Annotated in this window: 18 protein-coding genes; 11 read left to right on the forward strand and 7 right to left on the reverse strand. The window is 46.8% G+C overall.

Features of this window, described 5'->3' with window-relative positions; translation table 11 throughout:
- Window positions 1-11: 11 nt before the first annotated feature.
- Complete coding sequence (locus T359_RS0114800) at window positions 12-956, reverse strand: DMT family transporter (RefSeq protein WP_051545480.1); 945 nt, start codon at window positions 954-956, stop codon at window positions 12-14.
- A 171-nt stretch (window positions 957-1,127) separates the two neighbouring features.
- On the opposite strand from T359_RS0114800, the gene T359_RS0114805 reads away from it, so the two are divergent.
- Together T359_RS0114805 and T359_RS0114810 are read left to right on the forward strand one after the other, a co-directional pair.
- Complete coding sequence (locus tag T359_RS0114805; RefSeq protein ID WP_026518145.1) at window positions 1,128-1,835, forward strand: DUF2975 domain-containing protein; 708 nt, start codon at window positions 1,128-1,130, stop codon at window positions 1,833-1,835.
- Window positions 1,836-1,849: 14 nt separating this feature from the next.
- The gene (locus tag T359_RS0114810) at window positions 1,850-2,062 is read left to right on the forward strand and encodes a helix-turn-helix domain-containing protein (RefSeq protein ID WP_026518146.1); all 213 of its coding nucleotides are present in this window, start codon (window positions 1,850-1,852) and stop codon (window positions 2,060-2,062) included.
- Window positions 2,063-2,107: 45 nt separating this feature from the next.
- Here T359_RS0114810 and T359_RS0114815 read toward each other — a convergent pair whose 3' ends face one another.
- Complete coding sequence (locus tag T359_RS0114815; RefSeq protein WP_026518147.1) at window positions 2,108-3,400, reverse strand: sensor histidine kinase; 1,293 nt, start codon at window positions 3,398-3,400, stop codon at window positions 2,108-2,110.
- Window positions 3,397-3,999, reverse strand: a complete 603-nt coding sequence (locus T359_RS21800; protein ID WP_051545483.1) for a response regulator — start codon at window positions 3,997-3,999, stop codon at window positions 3,397-3,399. Before T359_RS21800 ends, T359_RS0114815 begins: the two co-directional genes overlap by 4 nt.
- A gap of 173 nt (window positions 4,000-4,172) precedes the next feature.
- Between T359_RS21800 and T359_RS0114825 the strand changes: the two genes are divergently transcribed.
- A complete protein-coding gene (locus tag T359_RS0114825) occupies window positions 4,173-5,507 on the forward strand; it encodes a GGDEF domain-containing response regulator (protein WP_026518148.1) in 1,335 nt (444 codons plus the stop codon).
- 45 nt (window positions 5,508-5,552) lie between these two features.
- Here the strand turns inward: T359_RS0114825 and T359_RS0114830 are convergent, their stop codons facing one another.
- The 3 genes from T359_RS0114830 to T359_RS0114840 form a co-directional block, all read right to left on the reverse strand.
- Entirely contained in the window at window positions 5,553-7,316 is a 1,764-nt protein-coding gene (locus T359_RS0114830) for a methyl-accepting chemotaxis protein (protein ID WP_026518149.1), read from the reverse strand.
- A gap of 109 nt (window positions 7,317-7,425) precedes the next feature.
- Complete coding sequence (locus T359_RS0114835) at window positions 7,426-10,125, reverse strand: translation factor GTPase family protein (protein ID WP_026518150.1); 2,700 nt, start codon at window positions 10,123-10,125, stop codon at window positions 7,426-7,428.
- Between the two features lie 135 nt (window positions 10,126-10,260).
- Window positions 10,261-11,976 (reverse strand): methyl-accepting chemotaxis protein, encoded by a 1,716-nt coding sequence (locus T359_RS0114840; RefSeq protein ID WP_026518151.1) that lies wholly within the window; start codon window positions 11,974-11,976, stop codon window positions 10,261-10,263.
- A 233-nt stretch (window positions 11,977-12,209) separates the two neighbouring features.
- Here T359_RS0114840 and T359_RS0114845 point away from each other — a divergent pair, with 233 nt between their 5' ends.
- From T359_RS0114845 to T359_RS20615, 3 genes are read left to right on the forward strand one after another with little or no spacing between them, the layout of a single operon-like run.
- Window positions 12,210-13,508: an adenylosuccinate synthase gene (locus tag T359_RS0114845; protein ID WP_026518152.1), complete on the forward strand. Its 1,299-nt coding sequence runs from the start codon at window positions 12,210-12,212 to the stop codon at window positions 13,506-13,508.
- Window positions 13,501-14,397 (forward strand): HAD family hydrolase, encoded by an 897-nt coding sequence (locus tag T359_RS0114850; RefSeq protein ID WP_051545485.1) that lies wholly within the window; start codon window positions 13,501-13,503, stop codon window positions 14,395-14,397. The genes T359_RS0114845 and T359_RS0114850 overlap by 8 nt, the downstream gene beginning before the upstream one ends.
- A 43-nt stretch (window positions 14,398-14,440) precedes the next feature.
- The gene (locus T359_RS20615; protein WP_035784639.1) at window positions 14,441-15,016 is read left to right on the forward strand and encodes a zinc-ribbon domain-containing protein; all 576 of its coding nucleotides are present in this window, start codon (window positions 14,441-14,443) and stop codon (window positions 15,014-15,016) included.
- A gap of 50 nt (window positions 15,017-15,066) precedes the next feature.
- Here T359_RS20615 and T359_RS0114860 read toward each other — a convergent pair whose 3' ends face one another.
- Window positions 15,067-15,957 carry a LysR family transcriptional regulator gene (locus tag T359_RS0114860; protein ID WP_026518154.1) on the reverse strand — a complete coding sequence of 297 codons (891 nt, stop codon included), beginning with the start codon at window positions 15,955-15,957 and terminating at the stop codon, window positions 15,067-15,069.
- 208 nt (window positions 15,958-16,165) lie between these two features.
- Here T359_RS0114860 and T359_RS0114865 point away from each other — a divergent pair, with 208 nt between their 5' ends.
- The 5 genes from T359_RS0114865 to carB all read left to right on the forward strand — a co-directional run bounded on the left by T359_RS0114865 (window position 16,166) and on the right by carB (window position 25,892).
- Complete coding sequence (locus T359_RS0114865) at window positions 16,166-16,654, forward strand: hypothetical protein (protein ID WP_051545487.1); 489 nt, start codon at window positions 16,166-16,168, stop codon at window positions 16,652-16,654.
- 26 nt (window positions 16,655-16,680) lie between these two features.
- The gene (locus tag T359_RS0114870) at window positions 16,681-17,277 is read left to right on the forward strand and encodes a TetR/AcrR family transcriptional regulator (protein WP_026518156.1); all 597 of its coding nucleotides are present in this window, start codon (window positions 16,681-16,683) and stop codon (window positions 17,275-17,277) included.
- A 90-nt stretch (window positions 17,278-17,367) separates the two neighbouring features.
- Window positions 17,368-21,174 (forward strand): phosphoribosylformylglycinamidine synthase, encoded by a 3,807-nt coding sequence (locus T359_RS0114875; RefSeq protein WP_026518157.1) that lies wholly within the window; start codon window positions 17,368-17,370, stop codon window positions 21,172-21,174.
- 83 nt (window positions 21,175-21,257) lie between these two features.
- Window positions 21,258-22,487, forward strand: coding sequence for a carbamoyl phosphate synthase small subunit (locus T359_RS20620; RefSeq protein WP_035784641.1), 1,230 nt, complete (start codon window positions 21,258-21,260; stop codon window positions 22,485-22,487).
- A gap of 117 nt (window positions 22,488-22,604) precedes the next feature.
- The gene (gene carB / locus T359_RS0114885) at window positions 22,605-25,892 is read left to right on the forward strand and encodes a carbamoyl-phosphate synthase large subunit (RefSeq protein ID WP_026518158.1); all 3,288 of its coding nucleotides are present in this window, start codon (window positions 22,605-22,607) and stop codon (window positions 25,890-25,892) included.
- Window positions 25,893-25,905 lie beyond the last annotated feature (13 nt).

The following is a 25,905-nucleotide window of genomic DNA, read 5'->3' on the forward strand; positions in this document are numbered from 1 at the left end:
AGGGCTTCTGACTAGTCAGTTTTTGTCCTTGGACTTATAGGAATCTGCGCAAGGATAATTGCCACAAATATCAGCCCGCAGCCAAGAAGTTCCCTGGGAGTCATCATTTCACCCAGTATAAGCCATCCGAATATGGTGGAAAAAACCGATTCCATGCTCATGATAAGTGACGCCAGGGTAGGATTTAAGTCCCTCTGTCCGACAGCCTGAAGGGTATAGCCTACGGCGCTGGAAAAAATGCCTGTATAAAGAATGGGGATCCAGGCAGTAAAACCTGATAAAGAGCTGATCCAGCCCGCCGGGTCAGGAAGCAATTCTGTAAATACAGCGAATATACAGGAAAGAGCGCCGCTTACAAAGAACTGAACGCAGGCCAGTGAAACAGGGCTCATCCTGGGAGCATAGTGATCAACACTGAGGATCTGCACAGAAAACAGAAGTGCACATAATAAGAGAACCATATCCGCCCCGGGCATGGAGAACAGTCCCTGGGAAGGGGCACTGGCAAAGCAAAGAAAATACAGGCCGGCCAGAGCTATGAAAACCGCAAGCCATATGAGTTTCGAGCACTTTCTGCCTATGAATATTCCTATTACAGGCACAAGAACGATATAGCAGGCAGTTAGAAATCCCGCTTCTCCGGCATCGGCGCCCATGGCGATTCCCGCCTGCTGAGCGGTGGAGGCCAGAAAGAGAGCTGAGCCGCAGATAATACCGCCTATATATTTATTTTTTGATACCGATCTCACTCTGGTTCCCTGTTTTTTAATAAAGGGAAGGAGGCAGATTCCTCCAATGATAAAACGGATTCCGTTGAAGGTAAAGGTGCCTACGCTTTCTCCCGCAACGGACTGGGCCACGAAGGCTGCGCCCCAGACTGTTGCTGCCAGTAACAGAAGAAGAGAACTGCGTATTTGTTTTTGATCAATGCCTTGTTTTGTGCTGCTTATGGTCATAGTAAATATTCCCCGAATAAAATTTAATGTTTATCATTAAAAAGTAGTTGACAAAAGATAATTACGACTGTAATATGTATTTAACGATAAACATTAAATGTTAAATGTTTAAGTTAAATAACGCATGCGAGATACTGCAAACAATTTATTTTACCATTTTAGGAGGACAACATGAATAAAGAAAATGCAATCAGCAAAGTTAATTCAATAGGTAAGGCAGGAAGAGTTATCAGTACCATTCTTCAGGTTATTTTAGTAATAGGAGCTGTATGCGCAATGATAGGTATCATCACTTACCTTGCTCTTCCCAGGAATCTTTTTACTTTAACCCTTGACGGCAACGCAACTGTAACTATGAATGAGGAGGCCCTCAGGCAGCTGGATCCCAACACAGATTTTGAGAATCCTGAAACTTTCAGATCCTTCACAACCGGAAGCCTTAATATCAATTCAACTAACTATATTAATGGCCAGGCAAACATAGAAGACGGCAATATTATTTTCACCTTTGAGCAGCTTCCCGCAGTTATTACTTCAAATAGACTCTTGCTGATGATCGCAGCAGCTATTGTTTATATGGCAATCAGCTTTGTTATGGTTCTCTTTGTTAAAAAGCTCTGTAAGTCCCTTGAGGGCTGCAGCTCACCCTTTGAAGAGAACATCATTAACGAGCTTCAGCGCTGCGTATGGTTCTCGATTCCCTGGGTTGTAATCGGTGGCATCGTTAAAAACATAATGACAACAGCATTTTCAAGCACAGTTAATTTCAGCATCGAGTTCAGCCTTACCACAGTGCTTATTATCCTTCTGCTCTTTGGACTTGCATACATCTTCAAATATGGCGCAGTTCTTCAGCAGGAATCTGACGAGACACTTTAAGGAGGTGGAATATTATGGGAAAAATCATACTTAGACTTGACCGAGTTATGGCTGACCGCAAGATGAGTCTCAATGAGCTCTCCGAGAAGGTGGGCGTCAGCAATGTAAACCTATCCAAGATAAAAACAGGCAAGATCAGCGCAGTTCGCTTCTCCACACTGGAGGCAATCTGCGAAGCCCTGGACTGCCAGCCGGGAGATATACTGGAATACGACAAGAATGCATAAAAAATAATAATGAGTCAACAGCGAGAACCTTCCCTGTTGACTCATTTACAACGGAATTGCCAACGTTACAATAGTTCCGCCTTCCGGGCGTTTTGCGATGGTGAGAGTGCCGCCGCACATTTCCGAAAGGCGGCTCTGCACGTTCGAAAGCCCTATATGGGGCTCATCATCTTTTCCCGACAATTTCTTTTGCAGATCTTCTTCTGAATCAAAGCCGGTTCCGGTATCTTCAACGGTTATAAGCACCTGATTGCCTTGTCTTTTGCTGCTTATCAGGATATGAAGCGGCGCAGCATCCGGATCCAGTCCGTGCTTTACCGAATTTTCCACTATGGGCTCCAGGGTCAGGGGCGGCAGTCTGAAGGCTGAGAATTCAGTGTCGTATTCCACAAACAAAAGATCCTCATAGCGCACCTTAACCACAGCCAGATATGCCCTGGCGTGCTCCAGCTCCTCTGAAAAGGGGATAAGTTCCTCTTTTGTAATGGCGGTAAAATTTTTGCGCAGATATTTTGTGAAATCGTCAATGGCTTCCTGGGCTTTGACGGGATCCTGCTGACACAGGTAGTAAATATTGGAAAGGGTATTGTAGACAAAGTGAGGCCTCATCTGGAGGGTGCGGATCTTCAGCTGCTGATCTGATATCTCCTTGGATTTCTGAATGTTTTTATCTATCTGGTCATACATGATGTAATAGAACATGATCATGGAGGAAACGGAGGTTGCAAGCACTATCAGAAGAAGACCGTAGGAGAGCATCTGAAGAACCATGGCCACCATGGGGATTATCAGGAATAAAAGAAGTGAATGATATTCTTTTTTTGAAAGCTTATCCTTTCTTACAATGGCTCCGATCAGGTTTGAGACCATAAGTAAAACCGGCGGAAAAAGAAGTACAGGATAAAGAGGTCCGCGGTGATAAACGTTGTCGGGAGTGATATAGTAAATATCCTCTGTGAACTGAGTGGCTATCAGCAGAATGTAATAGATTGCCAACAGGGCAATGTTGAAGTAAAAAAACGGAGTTTTGACAGACTGACCGCAGACGTGGAGGATAGACACCGTCAGAAGGGGCATAAGAACTGAGGATAGGGCTGATTCAAAAAATACTCCCACCTTTGAGAGGACAGAGTAGCCTTCTCCAAGGAGTACCAGGGAAATCTGGGAAGAGAAATCCGCTATAACGTAGGCTATTATCACAGAAAAGAAGATTATGAAAAATCTTTTATAGCCCCTGGGCAGAAATTCCGCATGCAAAGTAAGGGCCAGTCCCATGACGGAGATAGTAAGTCCCATGGCCGCTATGCAAAAGTTAGCTATATCAATTCCGCTTATCACGTCGTTTCCCCCATTAGTCCCGCTACAGGATATCTCATTTTCTGAAGCTGTAGCACCACATCCTCCTTATGAAGAGGCTTTGCCACAAAGCCGCTGGCAGTTGTTTCCCAGGCTCTTACCGCGTAGTCGGGATAACTTGTCAGGAAGATCACATTTGTTGTGGGATTTATTTCCATAAGAGTGTTGCACAGTTCCAGGCCGCTGGTTTTGCCCATCTCGATATCAAGAAAGGCAATGGAGACCCGGTTCTTTTTGGCATAGCTTATTGCTTCCGAGGGCTTGGAAAAACCGGTGATGGTGGCCCCGGGCATAACCTCGGACAAAATCGGTATAACCCCCGCCAGAAGAATGGTCTCATCATCAACAATTATGACCTCCGGAGGTGACTGATCCTGGATCGCCACATCTGTTAGGGTGGAAATATCCACGTTGAAGAAGGTGGCGATTCTATGCAGCAAAACAAGATCGGGAAGACGTCTTCCGTTTTCCCAATTGGCTATACTTGATCTGTTGACGAAAAGCTTGTCCGCCAGCTGTTGCTGGGACATGTTTTTCTCTGTTCGAAGAGATTTCAAAGTATCTCCGAAAGCTATAGCCATAGTCTCCCTCCTAAAATACTCTATATTTTAAGAATAAAGTCTTTACGATATTTAATCAATGTGTATATTCGTAAAAATGTTTCATTCTGAAACGCTATCTAGCAATTAATACTACTTTTTGAGATAATATAGTCGGATAAATGTAGGGATTTGTATTGAGACGGAGAAAACTAATGGGCTATTGGATTGTCATAGTTGATGATGATGTAATAGAGCTTAGAAACGCAAAGAACCTCCTTGGAGCAGGTGACATGCGTGTTAGTTGTCTGCACTCAGGAGCGGATCTTTTACAATTTATGGAGAATAATACGCCGGATCTGGTACTTCTTGATATCTTCATGCCTGACATGGACGGATTTGAAACCTTTCATGCTTTGAGAGAGCTGGAGGAGAAAAAAGGAAGAAATGCCACTCCGGTGATTTTTTTGTCCGGAGATAACGACAGCGCCGCTGAGAGAAGAGGTCTTAAGGATGGCGCCTCGGACTTTATCAGGAAGCCTTTTGATAAAGAGATTCTTGAGAGCAGGATCGCAAACACCATAGAGAACCACAAGAAGATCGAGCTTCTTACCGCCGATGCCACCCTTGATAAGCTCACCGGCTTTATGAACAAGGGCAGCGGAACCGAGAAGATAGCCACCCTTTGTAAAAAAAGAGACGGCGCCCTTATGTTTTTTGACATGGATAATTTCAAGCTTGTCAATGACATCTACGGACATGATATGGGAGACCAGGTGCTGATTTCCTTCTCGGAGATCATGCGCCATAACACAAGAGAAGGGGATATCATCACCAGAGTAGGCGGAGATGAGTTCCTGATCTTTTTTGATAATTTTAATTCTAAAGCGGCCGTTAAGGCCCTGGCGGACAGACTTAACGAGCAGCTCCTTAATAAATGCATTGAGCTTATGGGAAGTGAGTTTGACATCCCCATCGGCTTATCCATCGGTGCGGCCTTTATCCCGGAGCACTCCAGGGATTTCGATACTCTGTACAGGTGCGTGGATTCTGCCATGTACCGGGTTAAGCAAAACGGCAAGCACGGTGTCAGGATCTATGAGGACGACGTCTTTGTTGACGCCCAGGCCAAGGAGAGCAATCTTGACTCTGATATGTCCCGTATCTGCAAGATCCTGGAAGAAAGAAGCTCTTCAGAGGGTGCCATGGTCATGGGTAAAGAGACCTTTATCCATACCTATCGCTTTGCCATGAGATTCCTTAGACGTTATAAAAAGGGCGTGGAAAAAGTCCTGTTTAACATATGCGTGGACGGAGCGGCAGAGAGCGCATCGGATCTGGCGCCGAAGTTTATTGAGCTCCTTAAGAAAAAACTCCGCAAGAGTGATATTATCGTTCAGATCAAATCAGACCTTATATTAGTTTTCCTTCCCATCATCACCCGGGAAGAAGGTGACATGGTCATAAAGCGTATTGAAGATGCATTTATTGAAGAGGATGTGTCAAATGCGCATCTTCACCATGTTGCCGATCATATTTCATTTGAGTAAAGTTGGGGTCTTGCGGGGCCTCCAGTGAGGTCCCGCAAAAAAACATCACTTCTTTTCAGGAAGTTCAACCTTGAAATACTTAACTCCTTCGGTGAGTTCCTCGGCGATTCGCTGCAGGTCTTCAGCCTGGGTAACCACGGATTCCATGGTGCTGTCGAGCTGCATAAGTGAAGCACTGGTCTCCTGAGAGGAAGCGGCATTCTCCTCAGAAATACTGGACAGGGATTCTACAGAGTTAAGGATGTTATCCTTGTCTGCATTCATGGATTCAACCAGATCAACGATCTGACGGTTGCCTTCTTCGGTTTTTTCCAGGAGCTTCTGCATTTCATTAAAGGATTCACTCATTTCCTCGAGAGCTGCGGTCTCATTGGTGATAGCTTCCTTAATGGCCTCCGTGAGCTCTTTGTTTTTATTGGAGTAATCGGAGATGGTGGAAAGCATGTTGGTGATCTCTCCTGCCAGGGAGTTGGTATCACCGGCCAGATCCTTGATATTGTCGGCAACTACCGCGAAGCCTTTTCCTGCTTCACCCGCTCTTGCAGCCTCAATGGAAGCGTTGAGAGCCAGCAGGTTGGTCTGACTTGCTATGGAAATGATGGACTCGGCAGCAGTGGTGATCTGAGATACAACTGCCGCGGTCTCGTTTACAGAGCCGGCAACCTGGGATGCCATCTCATCATTTTTCTGATCCTGTTCCTTGATCTGCTCAAGCTGATTCTTAACCTTGGTGGATTCATCATAAACCTGGCGGCCCATCTCAAGGTTCTTGTTGGCTGATTCAAGAACGTTATCTACGGAACTTCCCATGTTAACCGTAACAGCTGAGGTGCTCTGAACATCCTCGGCCATGGCGGTGGCGCCTGTGGCCAGATCGCTGACTGCGGAACTGATATCTGTGGTTGATTTCTGGGAAGCTGCAATACTGGTCTTGGTAATCTCGGCTTTGCTATTGACTGAGCCTGCGTGGTCAATAACCTGAACAAGAGCATTTCTGAGAGTGTGTCTCATGGATTCAAGAGTATCACTCATATTATTGAAGTCAGTGACAGCACTGTTAAGCCTTATCTTGGTGACAAAATCACCACTTGCAACATTTTCCACAGCGCCGTTAATGGCTTTAAGACTTTTGATAATGGTAACAAGCATATATATTGCAAATACAAGAAGGATAGTGGAGATGCAGGCAAATACCAAAAAGGTAGTCACTATTTTGGAAGAAACCTCTTTGCTGGTAATGGCCTTTTCTTCAACGGCCCATGCCTCCACAATGTCACACATGCTGCTGAGATATTCTCTGGTAGCGTTAAATTCGATGGAAAACTGCTCGATATCGCCTTCTCCGGAATTGAAATCATAGATTTTGCCCCAGGCAGAAAGCTTGGTCATAAACTGACTGCCCATCTGAGAGAAGGAAGAACCGCTGTCATCCTTAATCTGATTGTATAAATAATCAAATTCTTTTGCCTGTGAAGTGACCAGATTCACACGGTCCACAACCTGTTGGTAGTTTTCGTTGAATTCTGCAGCATAAGAATCCATGACCTCCTTTGGAGCATACTCTCTGTAGGCCTGATGCTGAGTCGCGGCCAGCATGGCCTGATACAGATCTCTGTCTGCGTTAAGCAGTTCGCTGCTTATCTGATAAAGTGTGTCGTAGTATATCTTTTCGGTGGTCTGCTCAATGCTGTTCATCTGAATTGCACTGTTTATAATACTTGCAGTAAGTGCAACAACGAAAGGAATTGAAATGAGCAGCAGTATAGCTGCCAAACTGGCTTGTATCAAAGGCTTTTTATTATTTTTCATATATATGCTTACCTCCTTGCATAAATAATCCGGTACAGTAATTGTACAGCTATTGCCGTAAAAAAGCATATATATGGGCGATATTTAATAATATTTTAATCCGATTTATTTAATATTTATTCATTTTTTCCTTAATGAGTTCCTCGGTATGCTTGACCTCAAGAAGGAAGTCCCTGGCGGAGAGTCTCAGGGCTCCGCTGCTCATAACTATCACCTGCTCAATTGCATCGGAAGTGGCCACGGTGACCCGGTATTTCTTGCCAATCTCGTGGGCAGCTTTTTCTATGTACTGATCTGCGGTCTCAGCCTCCTTGGTGTAGATAACCGTAAGGTCATGGTGTTTCTCCATGTGCTCTGTGCCCCCGGGAACCTTGTAGGCATCAAAGACCAGGATAGTGATCTCGCGCCTGAATCCTGAGAAGTTCACAAGAAGATCGATAAGGGCATCCCTGGCGGCCTTCAGGTCGGTCTGGGCAAGGCTCCCTAGCTCATCGGAAGCGTAGATCACGTTGTAGCCGTCCACAAGAAGGTATTCCTTGGGACGCTCTATAAGGGCAGACTTGGCCTCGATTCCGGCGGCCTTCTTTTTGCTCAGGGAAACAGGAGCTGCCGGCTCCGAATTCGCCGGGGGAGTGTCTTTGGTGCGCCTTCTGCTTTCCGCGCTATCTACGTATCTGGGCTTTATCTGGCCGTAGGTCCTCTCAAATATGGCCTTCAGCTCATCATTGGTGGCCCTTAGCTCTCTGTCTATTTCTGCAAAAGAGCGGTTGTCAGAAGTTTCCTTCATTCTGTGGGTCTGGAGTTTTTTAAGGGCCTCCATATCAATGCTGTCAGTAAGATCGGTCTTTTTCTCAAAGCCCTCCTGGGGATCCCAGCCCGTATCCAGGTGCATGTAGTTTCTGACCTCGTTCCAGGGAATAAGGGTTCCCGCTCCGTGGGAGCAGAAGACCGAAGAGGCCGGATTGTCGAGGTCTGCCTCCGGGTCATAATCAAAGGAAGCTATAACCTCCTCTGCATTGTGGCAGGGAGCATAGCCGCTTAAAGTTGTATAAATATGCCCTTCACCCCTGGTGTAGGAGGTGAGCTGGGAAGCGTAGTCTCCAAGGCAGGCGGCGGGAATTGTGCCCGTCAGCACGGATTTGCCGCCCTCAATGTCGGGAAGTCCTACGGTTCCGTTCATTCTCTGAATATCTGAAAGAGCTCTTCCCACACAGTCCTGTGGAAGCTCCATTCTATAGTTGTAAATGGGCTCAAGAAGGACATTGTCCGCCTCCATAAGGCCCTGTCTTACGGCTCTGTAGGTGGCCTGCCTGAAGTCTCCGCCCTCCGTGTGCTTTTCATGGGCTCTTCCGGTCAAAAGAGTGATCCTGATATCGGTGATCTCTGAACCGGTGAGAACACCCTTGTGGGCCTTCTCCTGGAGGTGAGTGAGGATAAGCCTCTGCCAGTTAAGGGCAAGAACGTCGGTGCTGCAGGTATTTTCGAGGATGATGCCGCTTCCCGGCTCTGCAGGCTCAAGAAGAAGGTGAACCTCTGCGTAGTGCCGAAGGGGCTCAAAGTGTCCCACGCCTTCCACAGCCCCTGCTATTGTTTCTTTATAAACGATATGTCCCGGGCCGAAGGCTACATCAATGTCAAAGCGCTCCTTTATAAGGTGCTTTAATATTTCCTTCTGTACTTCACCCATAACCTGGGTCTCAATCTGTTTTTCCGAAGAACCGGGAAGCTCCTTTAGGGAGATCCTCAGCATGGGTTCCTCCTCCTGCAGGATCAGAAGCTTTTTGTAAAAAGAAACAACGTCTGCATCTTCGGGAAGAATGAGAGAGCAGGAGATGATGGGCTGAATCAGCTCAGCTGTTTTTTCTTTGCTCTCTGTGCCAAGACCTTCCCCGGCCTTTGTGGTGGCAAGTCCGGTGACAGCGCAGATGGTGCCCGCAGGGGCCTCCTTCACTGCCTCAAATTTTTCGCCGTTGTAGATTCTTATCTGATCTATCTTTTCATCCCCGATGAGGTCCCTTACCTTAAGACAGCCGCTGGTGACCTTGAGATGGGTAAGTCTGTTGCCGGAGCTGTCACGGCTTATCTTATAGATTCTGGCGCCAAATGGAGCCTCATCGGAACCGGTCACAGGCACAAGATGATCCGTAATAAGATTAAGAAGTTCCTCCACTCCCTGCATCTTCAGGGCACTTCCAAAGATCACAGGAAATGCCTTTCTTGCGACGATAAGAGAGGATATCTCGCCTTCCGTTACCTCTTTTCCCTCAAGAAAACCGGATAAAAGCTCATCATCGCAAACTGCCAGTTCCTCCTGGATCTCAGGAGAGGAGACTCCTTCGGAAAAGTCTATGACACTGTTTCCAAGGTCAGTCCTTAGCTTTTCAAGAATAAGGTTCTTGTCCATGCCGGGCTGATCCATTTTGTTGACAAAAATATAGGTGGGAACCTGATAGTGAGACAAAAGCTTCCACAAAAGACGAACCTGGGAGGTGACTCCGTCAGCGGCACTTATGATAAGCACTGCCCCGTCAAGGACCTGGAGAGTTCTCTCCATTTCGGGAGAAAAATCCGAGTGCCCCGGGGTGTCCAGAAGAGTGAAGCTCACATTTTTCCAGTCGAAAAGAGCCTGCTTGGAGAAAATGGTGATCCCGCGGGCTCTTTCAAGTTCATAGGTATCCAGGAAGGCGTCCTTATGGTCGACCCTTCCCAGCTTTCTGATGGTTCCGGAGAGATAGAGCATCCCTTCGGACAATGTAGTTTTGCCGGCATCCACATGGGCAAGGATGCCGAGAGTTATTTTCTTATTCATAGAACCTATTATATGTTTTCCATGGGGCTGTAGGCAATCTTTATATTTTTATGGGCAAAATTAAAGCCCCCCGCGCAGGAGCAAGCCATACGCAAAAGGCTTTGTTAGCAAGATTATAGTATTCTTTTCCTAGGATTACTCGTTTATTGTGAACTGTCCGATAAGCCTGTTGAGACTTTCCGATTGTTCCGACAGCTCCTGGGATACTGCGCTGGACTCCTCGGCAGTGGCGGAATTGTTCTGAACCACGTTGGAGATCATTTCAATTCCTTTGTCTATTTCATCCATACTCTGGGCCTGCTGCTGTGCAAGATCACCGGTCTGTACGATCATATCGGTGATTTCTTCTACGCTGTGCTGCATGGCATCCAGAGCCTTTGTGGTCTCTGCAACAACCGCATTACCGTTTCCAATCTCATCCATGGTGTCTGCAATGAGCTGATGGGTATTCTTGGCAGCTTCGCTGGACTGATCAGCCAGTTTTCCTATCTGATCCGCAACTACTGCAAAGCCTTTTCCTGTTTCGCCTGCTCTGGCCGCTTCGATAGAAGCATTGAGAGCAAGAAGGGAAGTCTGCTTGGCAATGGCTTCGATGGAGTTGGTAACCTGCTCGATCTCCGCGGAAGCTTCTGTGATCCTGGTCATGGCATCCGTTACAAGATGCATCTTGCGGGCGCTGAGTTCTGCATTTTCCCTTACGGAAGTTGCCATGCTCTTACTCTTATCCGCTACTTCAGCCAGCTGTCTGGTCTGCTCCGTCACTGAGTTAACAGAAGCTGTAAGCTCCTCAACCGCAGCAGCCTGATCCGTTGCTCCCTCTGCCAGATCACTGGCACCCTGGGACATATTTGTAGCCCCCTGGGATACCTGATAGGAGGAATTTTTAACCTCTGAGAGAGTGCTGGACAGGTTCTCTGAAATATTTGCAAGAGCCCTTCTGATGGCCTCGTAATCACCGATGTAAAGCTTGGAGTTTGTTGTACCGCTTGAAAAGTCACCGGCGGACATTCTTTCCAGGGTTTCATTTATGTCTTTTACAATGTTTTCAATAACATTGGTAGATGCTGTTATATCCTTGGCGAGCTTCCCAAGCTCGTCTTGGGAGTCGGTTTCAACCTTAACCTCCAGCTTTCCTTTTGCCATGTCATCGGCAGCAGCGGATATGGCTTCGATGGGGCCTAAGATACTTCTTGTGAGAGCTGCTCTTGCTTTCGTTGAATATAGGATCGCGTAGACCACAACCAAAAGTGAAACTACTGTCATGGCTATTACAGAAATCATGGCAATGAAATAAGCTGATTTTGCCTGGGCTTTGGCGGATATTCCAATCTCTTTAAAGTCTTTTACAACAACCTTTATGGCTTCGTTGATGGTGCCTACATAGTAGCTGTAGATTTCTTCCTGGGAGGCACCACTGTTATACATGTTAGTAAGCTGATCATCAGCGGAATCTATGTCCTTAATGTGTTGGTAGGTGGCTGTCAGGTCGCCTTTATATACCTTGCTGAGGCTGTCCAGGCCATCGTTTAACTCCTGCAGCTTTTCTGAAACACCTGCCAGCTGCTCATTTCTGTCTGATTCTTCGGTGGCAGCCAGAGCCCACAAATAGTATTTTGCCAGGGCCTGAATGGTTATTCGTATTTCACCCTGCTGACTGTTTTGCTCGTAGTAGACCCTATAGATAGTGCTCAGATTGAAAAGAGCAAGAATATCTATAAGAATGATCACTACGAAGATGACAATAAGATTTGTTTTAAATCTGTTAAAGACTTTTTTGAATTTGTCTGAAACTGTTAGTCTTTTAAAACTGTCCTTAGTGAATTCGTTACTGTTTTTACTGCTTCCGGGCATATCGGTTTCCTCCATGGAAGAAAAGACAAAATGATATAACGATAATATACAACTTATATTTTAGACTTTTTTAACGGATAATTGTCATAAAACAGTATAAAATAGTATTAAATTTTAGAAAATAAGCATAACTTATGACAGATATAATAAATATTGATTTTACTTATGGGATTAATGAGCGTACTATGATTAAGGCGATTATTGGAAAACTACGCCAATAGGAGGATATATAAATGGTAAAAGCAGTAGTAGGTGCTAATTGGGGCGACGAAGGAAAGGGTAAGATCACAGATACTCTGGCAGACCAGGCGGACGTTGTAATCCGTTTTCAGGGTGGAGCCAATGCAGGTCATACAATTGTTAATCAGTATGGCAAGTTTGCTCTTCACACAATGCCTTCAGGAGTATTTCATCAGAATATTATGAACATCATCGGAAACGGTGTTGCCTTTGATATCACTAAGTTCATGAACGAGCTTAAGGAGGTTACTTCCAAGGGAGTTCCCACTCCTCAGATCATGATCTCCGACAGAGTACAGGTTATGATGCCTTATCATGTTCTTTTCGATACTCTGGAGGAAGCAAGACTTGCAGGCAAGAGCTTCGGCTCCACCAAGTCAGGAATTGCTCCTTTTTATTCAGACAAATATGCCAAGATCGGATGGCAGATCAATGAGTTTTTCCAGGATGATGATGTAATCAAGGAGAAAATCGCAAGAATCGCTGAGATCAAGGACGTTATTCTTGTTAATCTCTATCATGCAGAGCCCATTGATCAGGAGGCGCTCTTCAACCAGATCGTTGAGTGGAGAGAGCAGGTTAAGGATTATGTGGGCAATGTAGCTCTCTACCTTGACAAGGCAATCAAGGAAAACAAGACAATTCTTTTGGAGGGTCAGCTTGGAACCATGAAGGATCCCGATCACGGAATCTATCCCATGGTTACTTCTTCCTCACCTCTTGCAGCTTATGGCGCGATAGGTGCAGGCATTCCTCCTTATGAGATCAAGCAGATCGTTACTGTATCCAAGGCTTATTCATCAGCTGTAGGTGCAGGTGCATTCGTTTCAGAGCTCTTCGGCGACGAGGCAGAGGAACTCAGAAGAAGAGGCGGCGACGGCGGCGAGTACGGCGCAACCACAGGAAGACCCAGACGTGTGGGCTGGTATGACTGCGTTGCCAGTAAGTATGGCTGCAGACTTCAGGGCACAACAGATGTTGCCTTCACAGTTCTTGATGTTCTGGGCTACCTGGATGAGATCCCTGTCTGCGTTGGCTATGATATCAACGGTGAGGTTACAACAGAGTTCCCTGTAACTCATCTTCTTGAGAAGGCTAAGCCTGTATTCAAGACTCTTCCCGGATGGAAATGTGACATCAGAGGAATCAAGAACTACGAGGATCTTCCTGAGAACTGCAGAAACTATATCGAGTTCATTGAAAAAGAGATCGGTTATCCTATCACCATGGTCAGCAACGGACCTGCAAGAACTGATATTATCTATAGAAAGAGCAGCTTGAAAAATGACTAATAATAACGAAAAGACTCCTACCTATAAAAGAGTGCTGGCACTGTGCGGAATAGTGCTTCTCGTGGGAATGTACATCGCACTTCTTTTGCTGGCGGTCCTTGGTTCACCGGCCACCTACAATATGTTCCTTGGCTGCGTGGCTGCTACAGTGGCAATTCCCATTATGCTCTGGATCACCATCTGGGTTGTGGGAGCTCTCACAGGAAGACATACAATAGCGTCCCTGGATGCCATGACCAGCAACAAGCGCCATGACAAGTATGGAAATGTGATTCCCGACAGCAAGATCGACACCGTTGTTTTTGACATAGGCAACGTTCTTGGAACCTTCGTATGGAAAGAGTTTATAGAGAACAAGGGCTATGATGCCGAGATGACAGACCGCATCGCCAGAGCATCGGTTCTCAGTGATGACTGGGTTGAGTTTGACAAGGGCAATCTTACCACCAGAGAGATTGCAGAGAAGTTTGCGGAAAACGATCCTGAGATAGCAGAGGAGCTTTATAAGACCTTCACCGATCTCAAGGACATCATCAGCAAAAGAGAAGAGACTATTCCCTGGATAAGAGCGCTGAAGGCAGCAGGCTACAGGGTTTACTACCTTTCCAATTTCTCAAAGCAGGCTCTGGAGGGCAATCCGGATTCCATGGCATTTATTGAGGAGTGCGACGGTGGAATCCTCAGCTACAGGGAGCATGTGGTAAAACCTGATGCCGCAATCTATAACCTTCTTGTCAGCAGATATGAGCTTGTTCCGGAGAATACCGTATTTATCGATGATACCGAAGTGAACATTACCGCAGCCAAGGCTCTTGGATGGAACGGTATTGTATACAAAAACTATGACCAGGTCGTAAAAGACTTGCATAACCTGGGGGTTAGATATTAAGATAGTAGGGTAATTTACCATTGTTTTTACGGAGGAAGAAAAAATGTTTTGTCCAAATTGTGGGGCTGAGATTCCGGATGGCAGTGTTTTCTGTGCCAATTGCGGAGCATCTGTTGAGGTGGGAAATCAGCAGTCTCAGATGAATACACAGAATACTACACAGAGCTCTCCCTTTGAAGAGCCTCAGATCAAGGGATTTGATCCCAACAGTGCTTTTTCACAGACAGCGGGCCAGCAGGCGCAGGCTGTACCAAGTTTTCAGCCACAGCCTCAGCCGCAGCAGGATTATCAGAATAACCAGTATACTCAGAACGGTCAGTACAATCAGTATGGTCAGTACAATCAGTACGGCCAGTACAATCAGTACAACCAGCCTTATCACAAGGATGATGCCCTTGAGACCGTTATCAAGGTGTTCATGGTCCTTTCCTGCGTAGCAGGAGCATGTGCATGCTTTGTACCTCTGGCATGGATGATTCCTATGACAGTTATTACCTTCAAGAAGATCGACAGGGGTGAGCCCTTCGATACAGCCTTCAAGATTTGTACACTTCTTTTTGTAGGTCTTGTTCCCGGAATCCTGATGTTTGTATACGATTCAGATAAGCCCAAATTTTAAGCATAATAAAATCTGTCCACAGTGTTGTGGGCAGATTTTTTTGAACATTTTTATTGTTTTTCCCGAATCAGTGACAGAAGCGCATCTGCGGCGGGGGACAGGGCCCTTCCCGTATCTGTGACAACGCAGATCTGTCTCTTGGGGATCATCTGATGGAAGCGGAGCTCAAACAGCACGCCGCTGTCCAGATATTCCTGGGCAAAGCTCTTGACCACGCAGCCAACTCCCAGGTTTCGCAGGGCGAACTGGACTATCATATCGCTGGTGGCCAGCTGGAATTCCGGTCGTACATCCGCTCCGTGTTTGGCTAAATAGGAATCCACGTAGCTCTTGGTACTGGAATCACCCTCCAGCATGATAAGGGGAACCTTTTCCAGGTCAGTGAAATCCAGCATTTTGTTCTTATATTGAATGAATTTTCTGCCGGCAACAAATACATCCTCGATCTCCGCCACCGGGAAGGAGGAATATTCATCCCTCAGGTTAAAAGGGGAAGATACCACGCCGAAATCAATTTTGTCCTCTGATAGATATGCCAGGGTCTCGGGAGTGGGACCGTTGGTAACAGAGACCTTGATGCCGGGATGGAGCTCATGGAATCGTTCCAGATAGGGAAGAAGATAAAAACGAAGGGTCATGTCGCTGGCACCGATACGAACTTCTCCGGTGTCCAGGTGCTGAAGCTGGGCCAGGCGTTTTTCTCCCAGTTCGATCTGCTGATAGCCCTTTTCCACATATGAAAAAAGAAGGCTTCCTTCAGCGGTTAGCTTGACTCCCCTGGAGGTTCTCTGGAACAGATGACAGCCAAGAGCGGTTTCCAGCTGATGAATGGACTGGCTCACTGCCGGCTGGGAAATAGACAGCTCCTTGGCGGCACCGGTTATACTGCCGATTTTTCCTACCTGATAAAAGACTTTGTAATACTCTAGATTTTCAACCATATTTTTTGAAATTATTTCCCTTTTTTGTGTCAATTTTGTCAATAGATATGTGGCCTGTATTATTATATCATTATTTGGGTTTCGGTATATTTTTATCTGTACATTTGGCCTGCCCCTTGTTATAATGTTTTGGAACTATGACTTGTGTTTTTTTATACCGTTAATTGTTCGTGTGATTGGCTGTAAGCCAGGAAAGGCGCGGTTTTTAATGAGCATGGAAAATGACAACAATGTCAATGAAAACAGTGTTGAGGATATCGTTTCAAGATATCGCCCCCAGCTTGAGAAAATAGTTCCATACCTTAGGTGGCTCAAGGATAATGCCTCTAATCAGGACATATCCCACAGTTACAGCAGTAGTGATCTTAAGTCTATGCCATTTCCGGTATATGACTCCAACCTGCTTGCTTTTGTTAAGGCCTGTCAGTCCACCGACCTCTTAGACAGAAATTATGTCTATGTCTATAGTAGAAATCATTTAAACAGTCCTAAGGACGAGATCAGTTTTATCCAGGATGCCCAGATTTCCAATATAGATGATCTGGCCGGCATTCTTTCCAAATATATACTTACCGGTATGACCAAGGGCACCGTCTGGGGAGAGGGTGTTCGCAACGGTGTGTTATACATGGTTGTTGAGAAGATGGATGAGCTGGTAAGATTTTGGGGTCACGAGGATACCAAGCCTCTGGCATAGTACAGCAGTTATTTTGTGGAGGAGACATGGGAGAGAAGTCCGCACAGAAGAGGAAGTATATTCTTGATAAGGCAAGAGTAGTTTTCTCTGAAAAAGGGTACAAGAACGTAACCATGAAGGATATCGTAGACGCCTGCGAGATTAGCCGCGGGGGTCTTTATCTCTATTTTTCCAGTACACAGGAACTGTTTCTGGCGGTTCTTGAGGACGAGGTGGATGAGGATGATGAAGAGGCCGTTGTTGCTGCATTATCCGGTGATGCCTCCGCAGGCGATATGCTTGCTATTTTCTTAAAAGAACAGAAAAAAGCTATTCTCAGAAAAAAGAACAATCTCACTGTCGCAACTTATGAGTATTTTTCCGTTCATAAAGTGTCGACAAAAGATAATCCCTTAAAGAATCAATTTGATACTGCAGTACGCATCGTTGAAAAGCTTATCGAAAACGGTGTTGAGACCGGCGAATTTTATTGCGAGAACCCTGTTGGCTGTGCTCGCAATCTTATGTACGTGGTGGAAGGGCTGAAGATCTTATCCAAGACTATCGGCGTTTCCGAAGAAGCCATTGACAGAGAATTAATGTATGTTTTAGAAGGGTTAGTGCCCGATGATATGAATAGTTAGTAATTAATTAAAAGTGCTTATTTTTTCTTTAGAATAAGCGCTTTTATTTTAATAAAAAGCATCAAAGTAATAAGGAAATGAGGAGATTTTATGAGCACTGTAAGAAGAATCTATGTTGAAAAGAAAGCTCCCTTTGCAGGAAAAGCAAGGGATCTGCGCCACGAGATTTCAAGCTATCTTGGAATCAAGAGCGTGGAAGAGGTCAGGATTTTCATTCGCTATGATGTAGAGAATGTATCTGACGAGGTTTTTGAGAAGGCTTGCAGGACAGTATTTTCAGAGCCCCCTGTAGATGTCCTTTACAGAGAAAATATTGAGGTGCCCCAGGGTGCGAAGGTTTTCAGTATTGAAGCACTTCCCGGGCAGTTCGATCAGAGAGCGGATTCTGCAGAGCAGTGCGTGCGTTTTATAAAGGGCGACGAGCAGCCTGTAATTAAGACAGCTGTTACCTACATGATCATGGGTGATGTTTCAGAGGCAGAGCTTGAGAAGATCAAGGACTATACCATGAACCCCGTGGACAGCAGAGTTGCTTCCGATGAGAAGCCCGAGACTCTTGTGGAGAACTACGACGAGCCTGAGGATGTCAAGGTATTCGACGGCTTCAAGGACATGGATGAGAAGAGCCTCAAGGACCTCTATGAGTCCCTTGGCCTTGCCATGACCTTCAACGATTTCAAGTGGATACAGCAGTACTTTAATGATGACGAGCACAGAGATCCTACCATGACTGAGATCAGGGTTCTTGATACCTACTGGTCAGATCACTGCCGTCACACCACCTTCGGAACAGAGCTTAAGAGCGTTGAGTTCGAGGATGGCTTCTACAAGGCTCCCATCAAAAAGAGCTATGACGAGTACCTGGCTGCAAGAGATGACCTCTACAAGACAGAGGAGAAGAAGCAGGAGAAGTTCATCTCCCTTATGGATATCGCCCTTATGGGAATGAAGAAGCTCAAGGCAGACGGCAAGCTCACAGATATGGAAGTATCTGAAGAGAACAATGCCTGCACCGTTGTTGTACCTGTTGAGGTGGACTACGGCAAGGGACCTGAGACTGAGAACTGGCTTGTATTCTTCAAGAACGAGACCCACAACCATCCCACAGAGATCGAGCCTTTCGGTGGCGCTGCTACCTGCCTGGGCGGAGCTATCAGAGATCCCCTTTCAGGAAGAGGCTATGTATATCAGGCTATGCGTGTAACCGGCGCGGCTGACCCTACAGTTCCCGTATCCGAGACCATGAAGGGCAAGCTTTCACAGAAAAAGCTGGTTAGAGGCGCAGCAGCAGGTTATTCATCCTATGGTAACCAGATCGGTCTTGCCACAGGATATGTTAAGGAAGTTTACCATCCCGGCTATGTAGCCAAGAGAATGGAGATCGGTGCTGTTATGGGCGCAGCTCCTCAGGAGCACGTTATCAGAGAGAGCGCAGATCCCGATGATATCATCATCCTTCTCGGGGGAAGAACAGGAAGAGATGGCTGCGGCGGAGCAACAGGTTCCTCCAAGGCTCACGATTCCAAGTCTCTTACCAGCTGCGGAGCAGAGGTTCAGAAGGGTAACGCTCCCACAGAGAGAAAGCTTCAGAGACTCTTTAGAAGACCTGAGGTTTCAGAACTTATTAAGAAGTGTAACGACTTTGGTGCCGGCGGTGTTTCAGTAGCTATCGGTGAGCTGGCTCCCGGTCTTGATATTAATCTTGACCTTGTACCCAAGAAGTACGCAGGTCTTGACGGAACAGAGCTTGCTATCTCCGAGTCCCAGGAGAGAATGGCAGTTGTGGTTGCTCCTAAGGATGCTGAGCAGTTCCTTGCTTATGCAGCAGAGGAGAATCTTGAGGCAGTTAAGGTTGCTGTTGTAACCAAGGAGCCCAGACTTGTTCTTAACTGGAGAGGCAAGAAGATCGTAGACATCAAGAGAGCCTTCCTTGATACCAACGGAGCTCATCAGGAGACTACCGTTAAGGTTGAGGTTCCTTCCAGGGAAGACAACTATTTTGGCAAGATCGCATCAGAGAGCGCTGCAGCAGCTCTTTCAAAGGGCGATGTAAAGGCAGCATGGAAGGGTGAACTTGAGGATCTCAATGTTTGTTCCCAGAAGGGCCTTGTGGAGATGTTCGACTCCTCCATCGGAGCAGGCACAGTAGTAATGCCTTACGGCGGAAAGTACCAGCTTACAGAGACCCAGACCATGATCGCCAAGCTTCCTGTTTTGTCAGGAAAGACAGATACAGTAACAATGATGAGCTACGGCTTTGATCCTTATCTTTCAAGCTGGAGCCCATACCACGGAGCAGCCTTCGCAGTAACAGAATCCGTAGCAAGAATCGTAGCTGCAGGCGGTGATTACAGGAAGCTCCACTTCACCTTCCAGGAATACTTTAAGAGAATGACTGAGGACCCTACACGCTGGAGCCAGCCATTTACCGCACTCCTGGGTGCCTTCGATGCCCAGATGAAATTCGGCATCGCATCCATCGGCGGTAAGGACTCCATGTCAGGTTCCTTCAATGAGATAAACGTACCTCCTACACTGGTTTCTTTCGCAGTAGATGTAGCAAGCCTCAAGGATGTTGTTACTCCTGAGCTCAAGAAGGCAGGCAACAAGCTGGTACAGTTCAAGATTGCAAAAGACGAGTTCGATCTTCCTGATTACGAGAAGATTATGAAGCTCTACGGAGAGATCCACGAGCTTATGAAGAGCGGAGCAATTGTTTCCGCATACGCTGAGGATGCTTACGGTATCGCAGCAGCTGTCAGCAAGATGGCCTTCGGTAACGGCCTTGGTGTTAAGATTGCTGATGCTGTCGAGGCAAAAGAGCTCTTCACCAACGATATCGCAGACATCATCGCAGAGGTTCCTGCTGATAAGCTGGCTGAGGTTCTTCAGACAGAGGGCAGCAGAGAGATCGGTGAAGTTACAGATAAGGCAGCCTTCGAGGCAGCAGGAGCTGTTCTTTCCATGGAAGAAGCGCTTTCCAGCTGGAAGGGCAAGCTTGAGAAGGTATTCCACTCAACAGTTAATGCTGAGAAGACTCCTGTTGAGAGCGGACTTTACAAGGCAGACAGCATCTATGTATGCAAGCACAAGGTAGCTAAGCCCACCGTATTTATCCCTGTGTTCCCCGGCTCCAACTGCGAGTACGACAGTGCTCAGGCCTTTGAGAGAGCAGGCGCCAACGTAGTGACCAGGATCTTCAGAAACAGAAATGCTCAGGATATCACAGAGTCTGTTGCTGAGTTTAAAAAGGCAATTTCAGATGCCCAGATCATCATGTTCCCCGGCGGATTCTCCGCAGGTGACGAGCCGGACGGAAGTGCCAAGTTCTTCGCAACAGCCTTCCAGAACGAGGAGATCAAGGCAGCAGTAGAGGACCTTCTCCACAACAGAGACGGACTTGCACTTGGTATCTGCAACGGCTTCCAGGCTATGATCAAGCTGGGCCTTGTACCTAACGGCAGCATTACAGGACAGGATGAGAATTCACCTACCCTTACCTATAACACCATCGGAAGACATATCTCCAAGATGGCATACATCAAGGTTGTATCAAATAATTCACCTTGGCTCACTGGAGCTGAGCTGGGCGGCGTTTACACCAACCCTGCATCCCACGGTGAGGGAAGATTCGTTGCTCCCGAGGATGTTCTCAAGAAGCTCTTTGAGAACGGCCAGATCGCAACCCAGTACTGCGACCTTGAGGGCAATGTGACCATGGATGACGAGTGGAACATCAACGGCTCCTACATGGCAGTTGAGGGTATCCTTTCCCCTGACGGAAGATGCCTTGGTAAGATGGCTCACTCAGAGCGTCGCGGCGACGGCGTAGCAGTAAACATCTACGGCGAGCAGGATCTTAAGATCTTTGAGAGCGGAGTAAGATACTTTGAGTGATAAAGGGATTCAAAGTTAGGCATGGATGTGCTCGCACAGATCCATGCCTGACCTTATGTGTATATTATTCAGGAGGAGTTTTTATGAAAGCATTCTTGATTTTAGAGGATGGAACAATCTTTACCGGTAAGCACATCGGCGCAGATAAAGACGTTATCAGCGAGATTGTTTTTAATACTTCTATGGCGGGCTACACGGAAGTTTTTACCGACCCTTCATATGCGGGACAGGCGGTGTGCATGACCTATCCCCTGATCGGTAACTACGGCGTGTGCCTTGATGATATGGAGTCAGAAAGACCCTGGGTTGATGGAATCATTGTTAGAGAGCTTTCTCATATTCCTTCCAACTTCAGGTGTGATATGTCAATTCAGGACTTTCTTGAAAGGTATGAGATTCCCGGAATTGAAGGCATAGATACAAGAAAGCTTGTAAGACTTCTTCGTGAAAAGGGAACCATGAACGGAATGATCACCACCAACGAGAACCTTAAGTTCGAGGATGTGAAGGAGAGACTTTCCGCCTACACCACAGGAGATGTGGTTTCCAAGGTTTCCTGCAAAGAAAAATATCTTGTTAAGGGTGTGAGCGACCTTTCAGAGAACGGACCTTTATCCGGCAGCGCTTCTTTTGACAAGGAGGCCTATGAGGCAAGTCTTGCAGGGGATAAGTCCAAGAGAGAGAAGAGACCTGCCATTGTTAAAAAGCTCAACGGCAAGGGCTTCAAGGTTGCACTTCTCGATGTGGGTGCCAAGAGAAACATTGCGGATTCCCTGGCAGCAAGAGGCTGTGATGTCACAGTATATCCTTACAACACCACAGCAGAGGAGATCCTTAAGGATGAGCCCGACGGAATCATGCTTTCCAACGGTCCCGGAGATCCCAAGGAGTGTGTTGGGGTGATCGAGGAAGTTAAGAAATTATATGCCAGCGACGTTCCGATCTTTGCCATCTGCCTTGGACATCAGATCATGGCACTGGCAACAGGCGCAGATACCTTCAAGATGAAGTACGGCCACAGAGGCGGTAACCACCCTGTCAAGGATCTTGCCACAGGAAGAGTATATATTTCATCCCAGAACCACGGCTATGTTGTGGACATGGACAAGCTCGACAAAACAGTAGCTGAGCCTGCTTTCATAAATGTTAATGACGGCACCAACGAGGGCCTTGCCTATGTGGGAAAGAACATCTTCACAGTTCAGTTCCACCCCGAAGCATGCCCCGGTCCCCAGGATTCAAGCTACTTATTCGATAGATTCGTGGAACTGATGTGCGCGAAAAGAGAGCCATGCATTCAGCGCGATACATAAAAAATAATTGCTCGCAAGTACTTTTTTATGTATCACGATGAATATACGGCGACGCCGCGACAACGAGGAATTGCGAAGCAATTTCGAGTATGTCGGCATGGCGGGAAAGGAAAATAAATGCCAAAAAACTTGGATGTAAAAAAGGTTCTGGTTATCGGTTCAGGACCTATTGTAATCGGACAGGCTGCGGAGTTTGACTACGCAGGAACCCAGGCATGCCGCTCTCTCAAGGAAGAGGGCATCGAGGTTGTTCTTGTTAACTCAAACCCTGCAACGATCATGACAGATAAGGACATCGCTGATGAGGTTTATATCGAACCCCTTACAGTGAAGGTCCTTGAGCAGATTATTGAAAAGGAAAAGCCCGACTCAATCCTTCCAACCCTTGGAGGACAGGCAGGACTTAACCTTGGTATGGAGCTTGATGAGTCAGGATTTCTTAAGTCCCACAATGTTAAGCTTCTTGGAACCACTGCGGAGACCATCAGAAAGGCTGAGGACAGACAGGAATTCAAGGATACCATGGAGCGCATCGGTGAGCCCTGCGCAGCTTCCCTGGTAGTTCACAACGTTCAGGACGGCGTTGCCTTTGCTTCCAAGATCGGATATCCCGTTGTTCTTCGTCCCGCTTTTACCCTGGGAGGATCCGGCGGCGGTATCGCCCACAACCAGGCAGAGTGCGAGGAGATCCTGGAAAATGGTCTGAGACTTTCAAGAGCCAATGAGGTTCTTGTTGAGAGATGTATCTCAGGTTGGAAAGAGATCGAGTACGAGGTAATGCGTGACTCAGCAGGTAACTGCATCACAGTCTGCAACATGGAGAACATCGACCCTGTCGGCGTTCACACAGGAGACTCAATCGTTGTGGCTCCTTCCCAGACTCTTTCAGACAAAGAGTACCAGATGCTTCGAAGCGCAGCTCTTAATATCATCGATGAGCTTAAGATCACCGGCGGCTGTAACGTTCAGTTCGCACTTCATCCCACAAGCTTTGAGTACTGCGTAATCGAGGTTAACCCCAGAGTCAGCCGTTCTTCAGCCCTTGCTTCCAAGGCTACAGGATATCCTATTGCCAAGGTTGCAGCCAAGATCGCTCTGGGATATACACTTGATGAGATCAAGAATGCTATCACAGGAAAGACCTACGCCAGCTTCGAGCCCACACTGGACTACTGCGTAGTTAAGTTCCCAAGGCTTCCTTTCGATAAGTTCATTACCGCCAAGAGAACCCTTACAACACAGATGAAGGCCACCGGCGAGGTAATGAGTATCTGCACCAACTTTGAGGGTGCCATGATGAAGGCTATACGCTCCCTGGAGCAGCATGTGGACTGCCTTACAAGCTATGATTTCTCGGAGCTTGATGATGATGAGCTTAAGGACAGGCTCAAGATCGTAGATGACCAGAGGATCTGGGTTATCGCCGAGGCCCTCAGAAGAGGCTTCAGCTATGACGAGATCCATGAGATCACAATGATCGATCACTGGTTCATCGACAAGATCCATACATTGGTCAAGATGGAGCTTAAGCTCCTTAGACTGGGCGAGAAGAGCACTATTGCCCGCCATAAAGTAACATCAGAAAATGTATCAGAGTTTGAGGAAGCTAAGAAGATCATTACCGCTGATACTCTGCTTAAAGCTAAAAAGCTTGAGTATCCGGACAAGGTAATCAGCAGACTTACAAGATTCTCAGTAGATACCATCAAGGCTCTCAGAGATCTCTACGGAATCAAGGCAGCTTACAAGCTTGTTGATACCTGCGCTGCAGAGTTCGAAGCTGAGACTCCTTACTACTACTCAGTATACGGAGATGAGAATGAGGAGAACGAGGCAGGACTTAAGAGCAGCTCTGATAAGAAGAAAATCCTTGTTCTTGGTTCGGGACCTATCCGTATCGGACAGGGTATCGAGTTCGACTACTGCTCAGTACATGCAACCTGGGCATTTAAGAAGGCAGGATTTGAGACAATCATCATAAACAACAACCCGGAGACAGTAAGTACTGACTTTGATATTGCAGACAAGCTCTACTTTGAGCCTCTTACTCCCGAGGATGTTGAGAATATCGTTAAGCTTGAGAAGCCCGACGGAGCAGTGGTTCAGTTCGGCGGACAGACAGCCATCAAGCTCACTCAGGACCTTATGGAAATGGGTGTTAAGATCTACGGCACAGATGCCAAGGATGTAGATGCAGCCGAGGACAGAGAGATTTTTGACCAGATTCTTGAGCAGACCCAGATCAAGCGCGCTCAGGGTGCCACTGTATTTACCGCAGAGGAGGCAAAAGAGGTTGCAGGCAGACTGGGCTATCCAGTACTGGTAAGACCTTCCTACGTTCTGGGCGGACAGGGCATGCAGATCGCTCTTTCCGATGAAGAGATAGAAGAGTTCATGAACATCATCAACAGATATTCCCAGGATCACCCGATCCTTGTTGATAAGTATCTTCAGGGAATCGAGACCGAGGTTGATGCGGTTTGCGACGGCGAGGACATTGTTATCCCCGGTATCATGGAGCATATCGAGAGATCCGGAATCCATTCCGGAGACTCAATCTCTGTATATCCTGCCCAGTCTCTTTCAGCAAAGGTAAAAGAGACCATTGCGGAATACACAAGAAGACTTGCCAAGGCTCTTCATGTAATCGGACTTATCAACGTTCAGTTCATTGCGGTGGGAGATGAGGTTTACATCATCGAGGCCAACCCCAGATCCTCCAGAACTGTTCCATATATCAGCAAGGTAACAGGTATTCCTATCGTTGATCTGGCAGCCCAGGTAATGATGGGCAAGAAGCTCAAGGATCTTGGCTATACTCCCGGACTTCAGCCTGAGGCAGGCTATGTAGCCATCAAGATGCCTGTATTCTCCTTCGAGAAGATCAGAGGCGCTGAGATCAGCCTTGGACCTGAGATGAAGAGTACCGGTGAGTGCCTTGGAATCAGCAAGAGCTTTAACGAAGCTCTCTATAAGGCTTTCCTTGGAGCAGGCATCAACCTTCCCAAGTACAAGCAGATGATCATCACTGTTAAGGATTCAGATAAGGGTGAAATTATCGACATCGCCAGAAGATTTGAAAAACTGGGATATATCATTTACGCCACAAGATCCACAGCGGACACTCTTAACGACAACGGTGTTAAGGCAAGAAAGATCAACCGTATCAGCCAGGAGTCGCCTACGGTCATCGACCTTATCCTGGGCCACAAGATCGACCTTGTTATCGATACACCTACTCAGGGCCGCGACAAGAGTCGTGACGGATTCCTTATCCGCCGTACCTCCATCGAGACCGGTGTTAATGTAATAACAGCCCTTGATACCGCAAGAGCACTGGTAACCAGTCTTGAGAACGAGAGTACCGAAGAGACACTGCAGCTTGTTGACATCGCGAAGATTTAACTTACAGGTGAAT

Origin of the sequence: Butyrivibrio sp. MC2021, assembly GCF_000621605.1 — a bacterium.
Classification (GTDB): Bacteria; Bacillota; Clostridia; order Lachnospirales; family Lachnospiraceae; genus Butyrivibrio.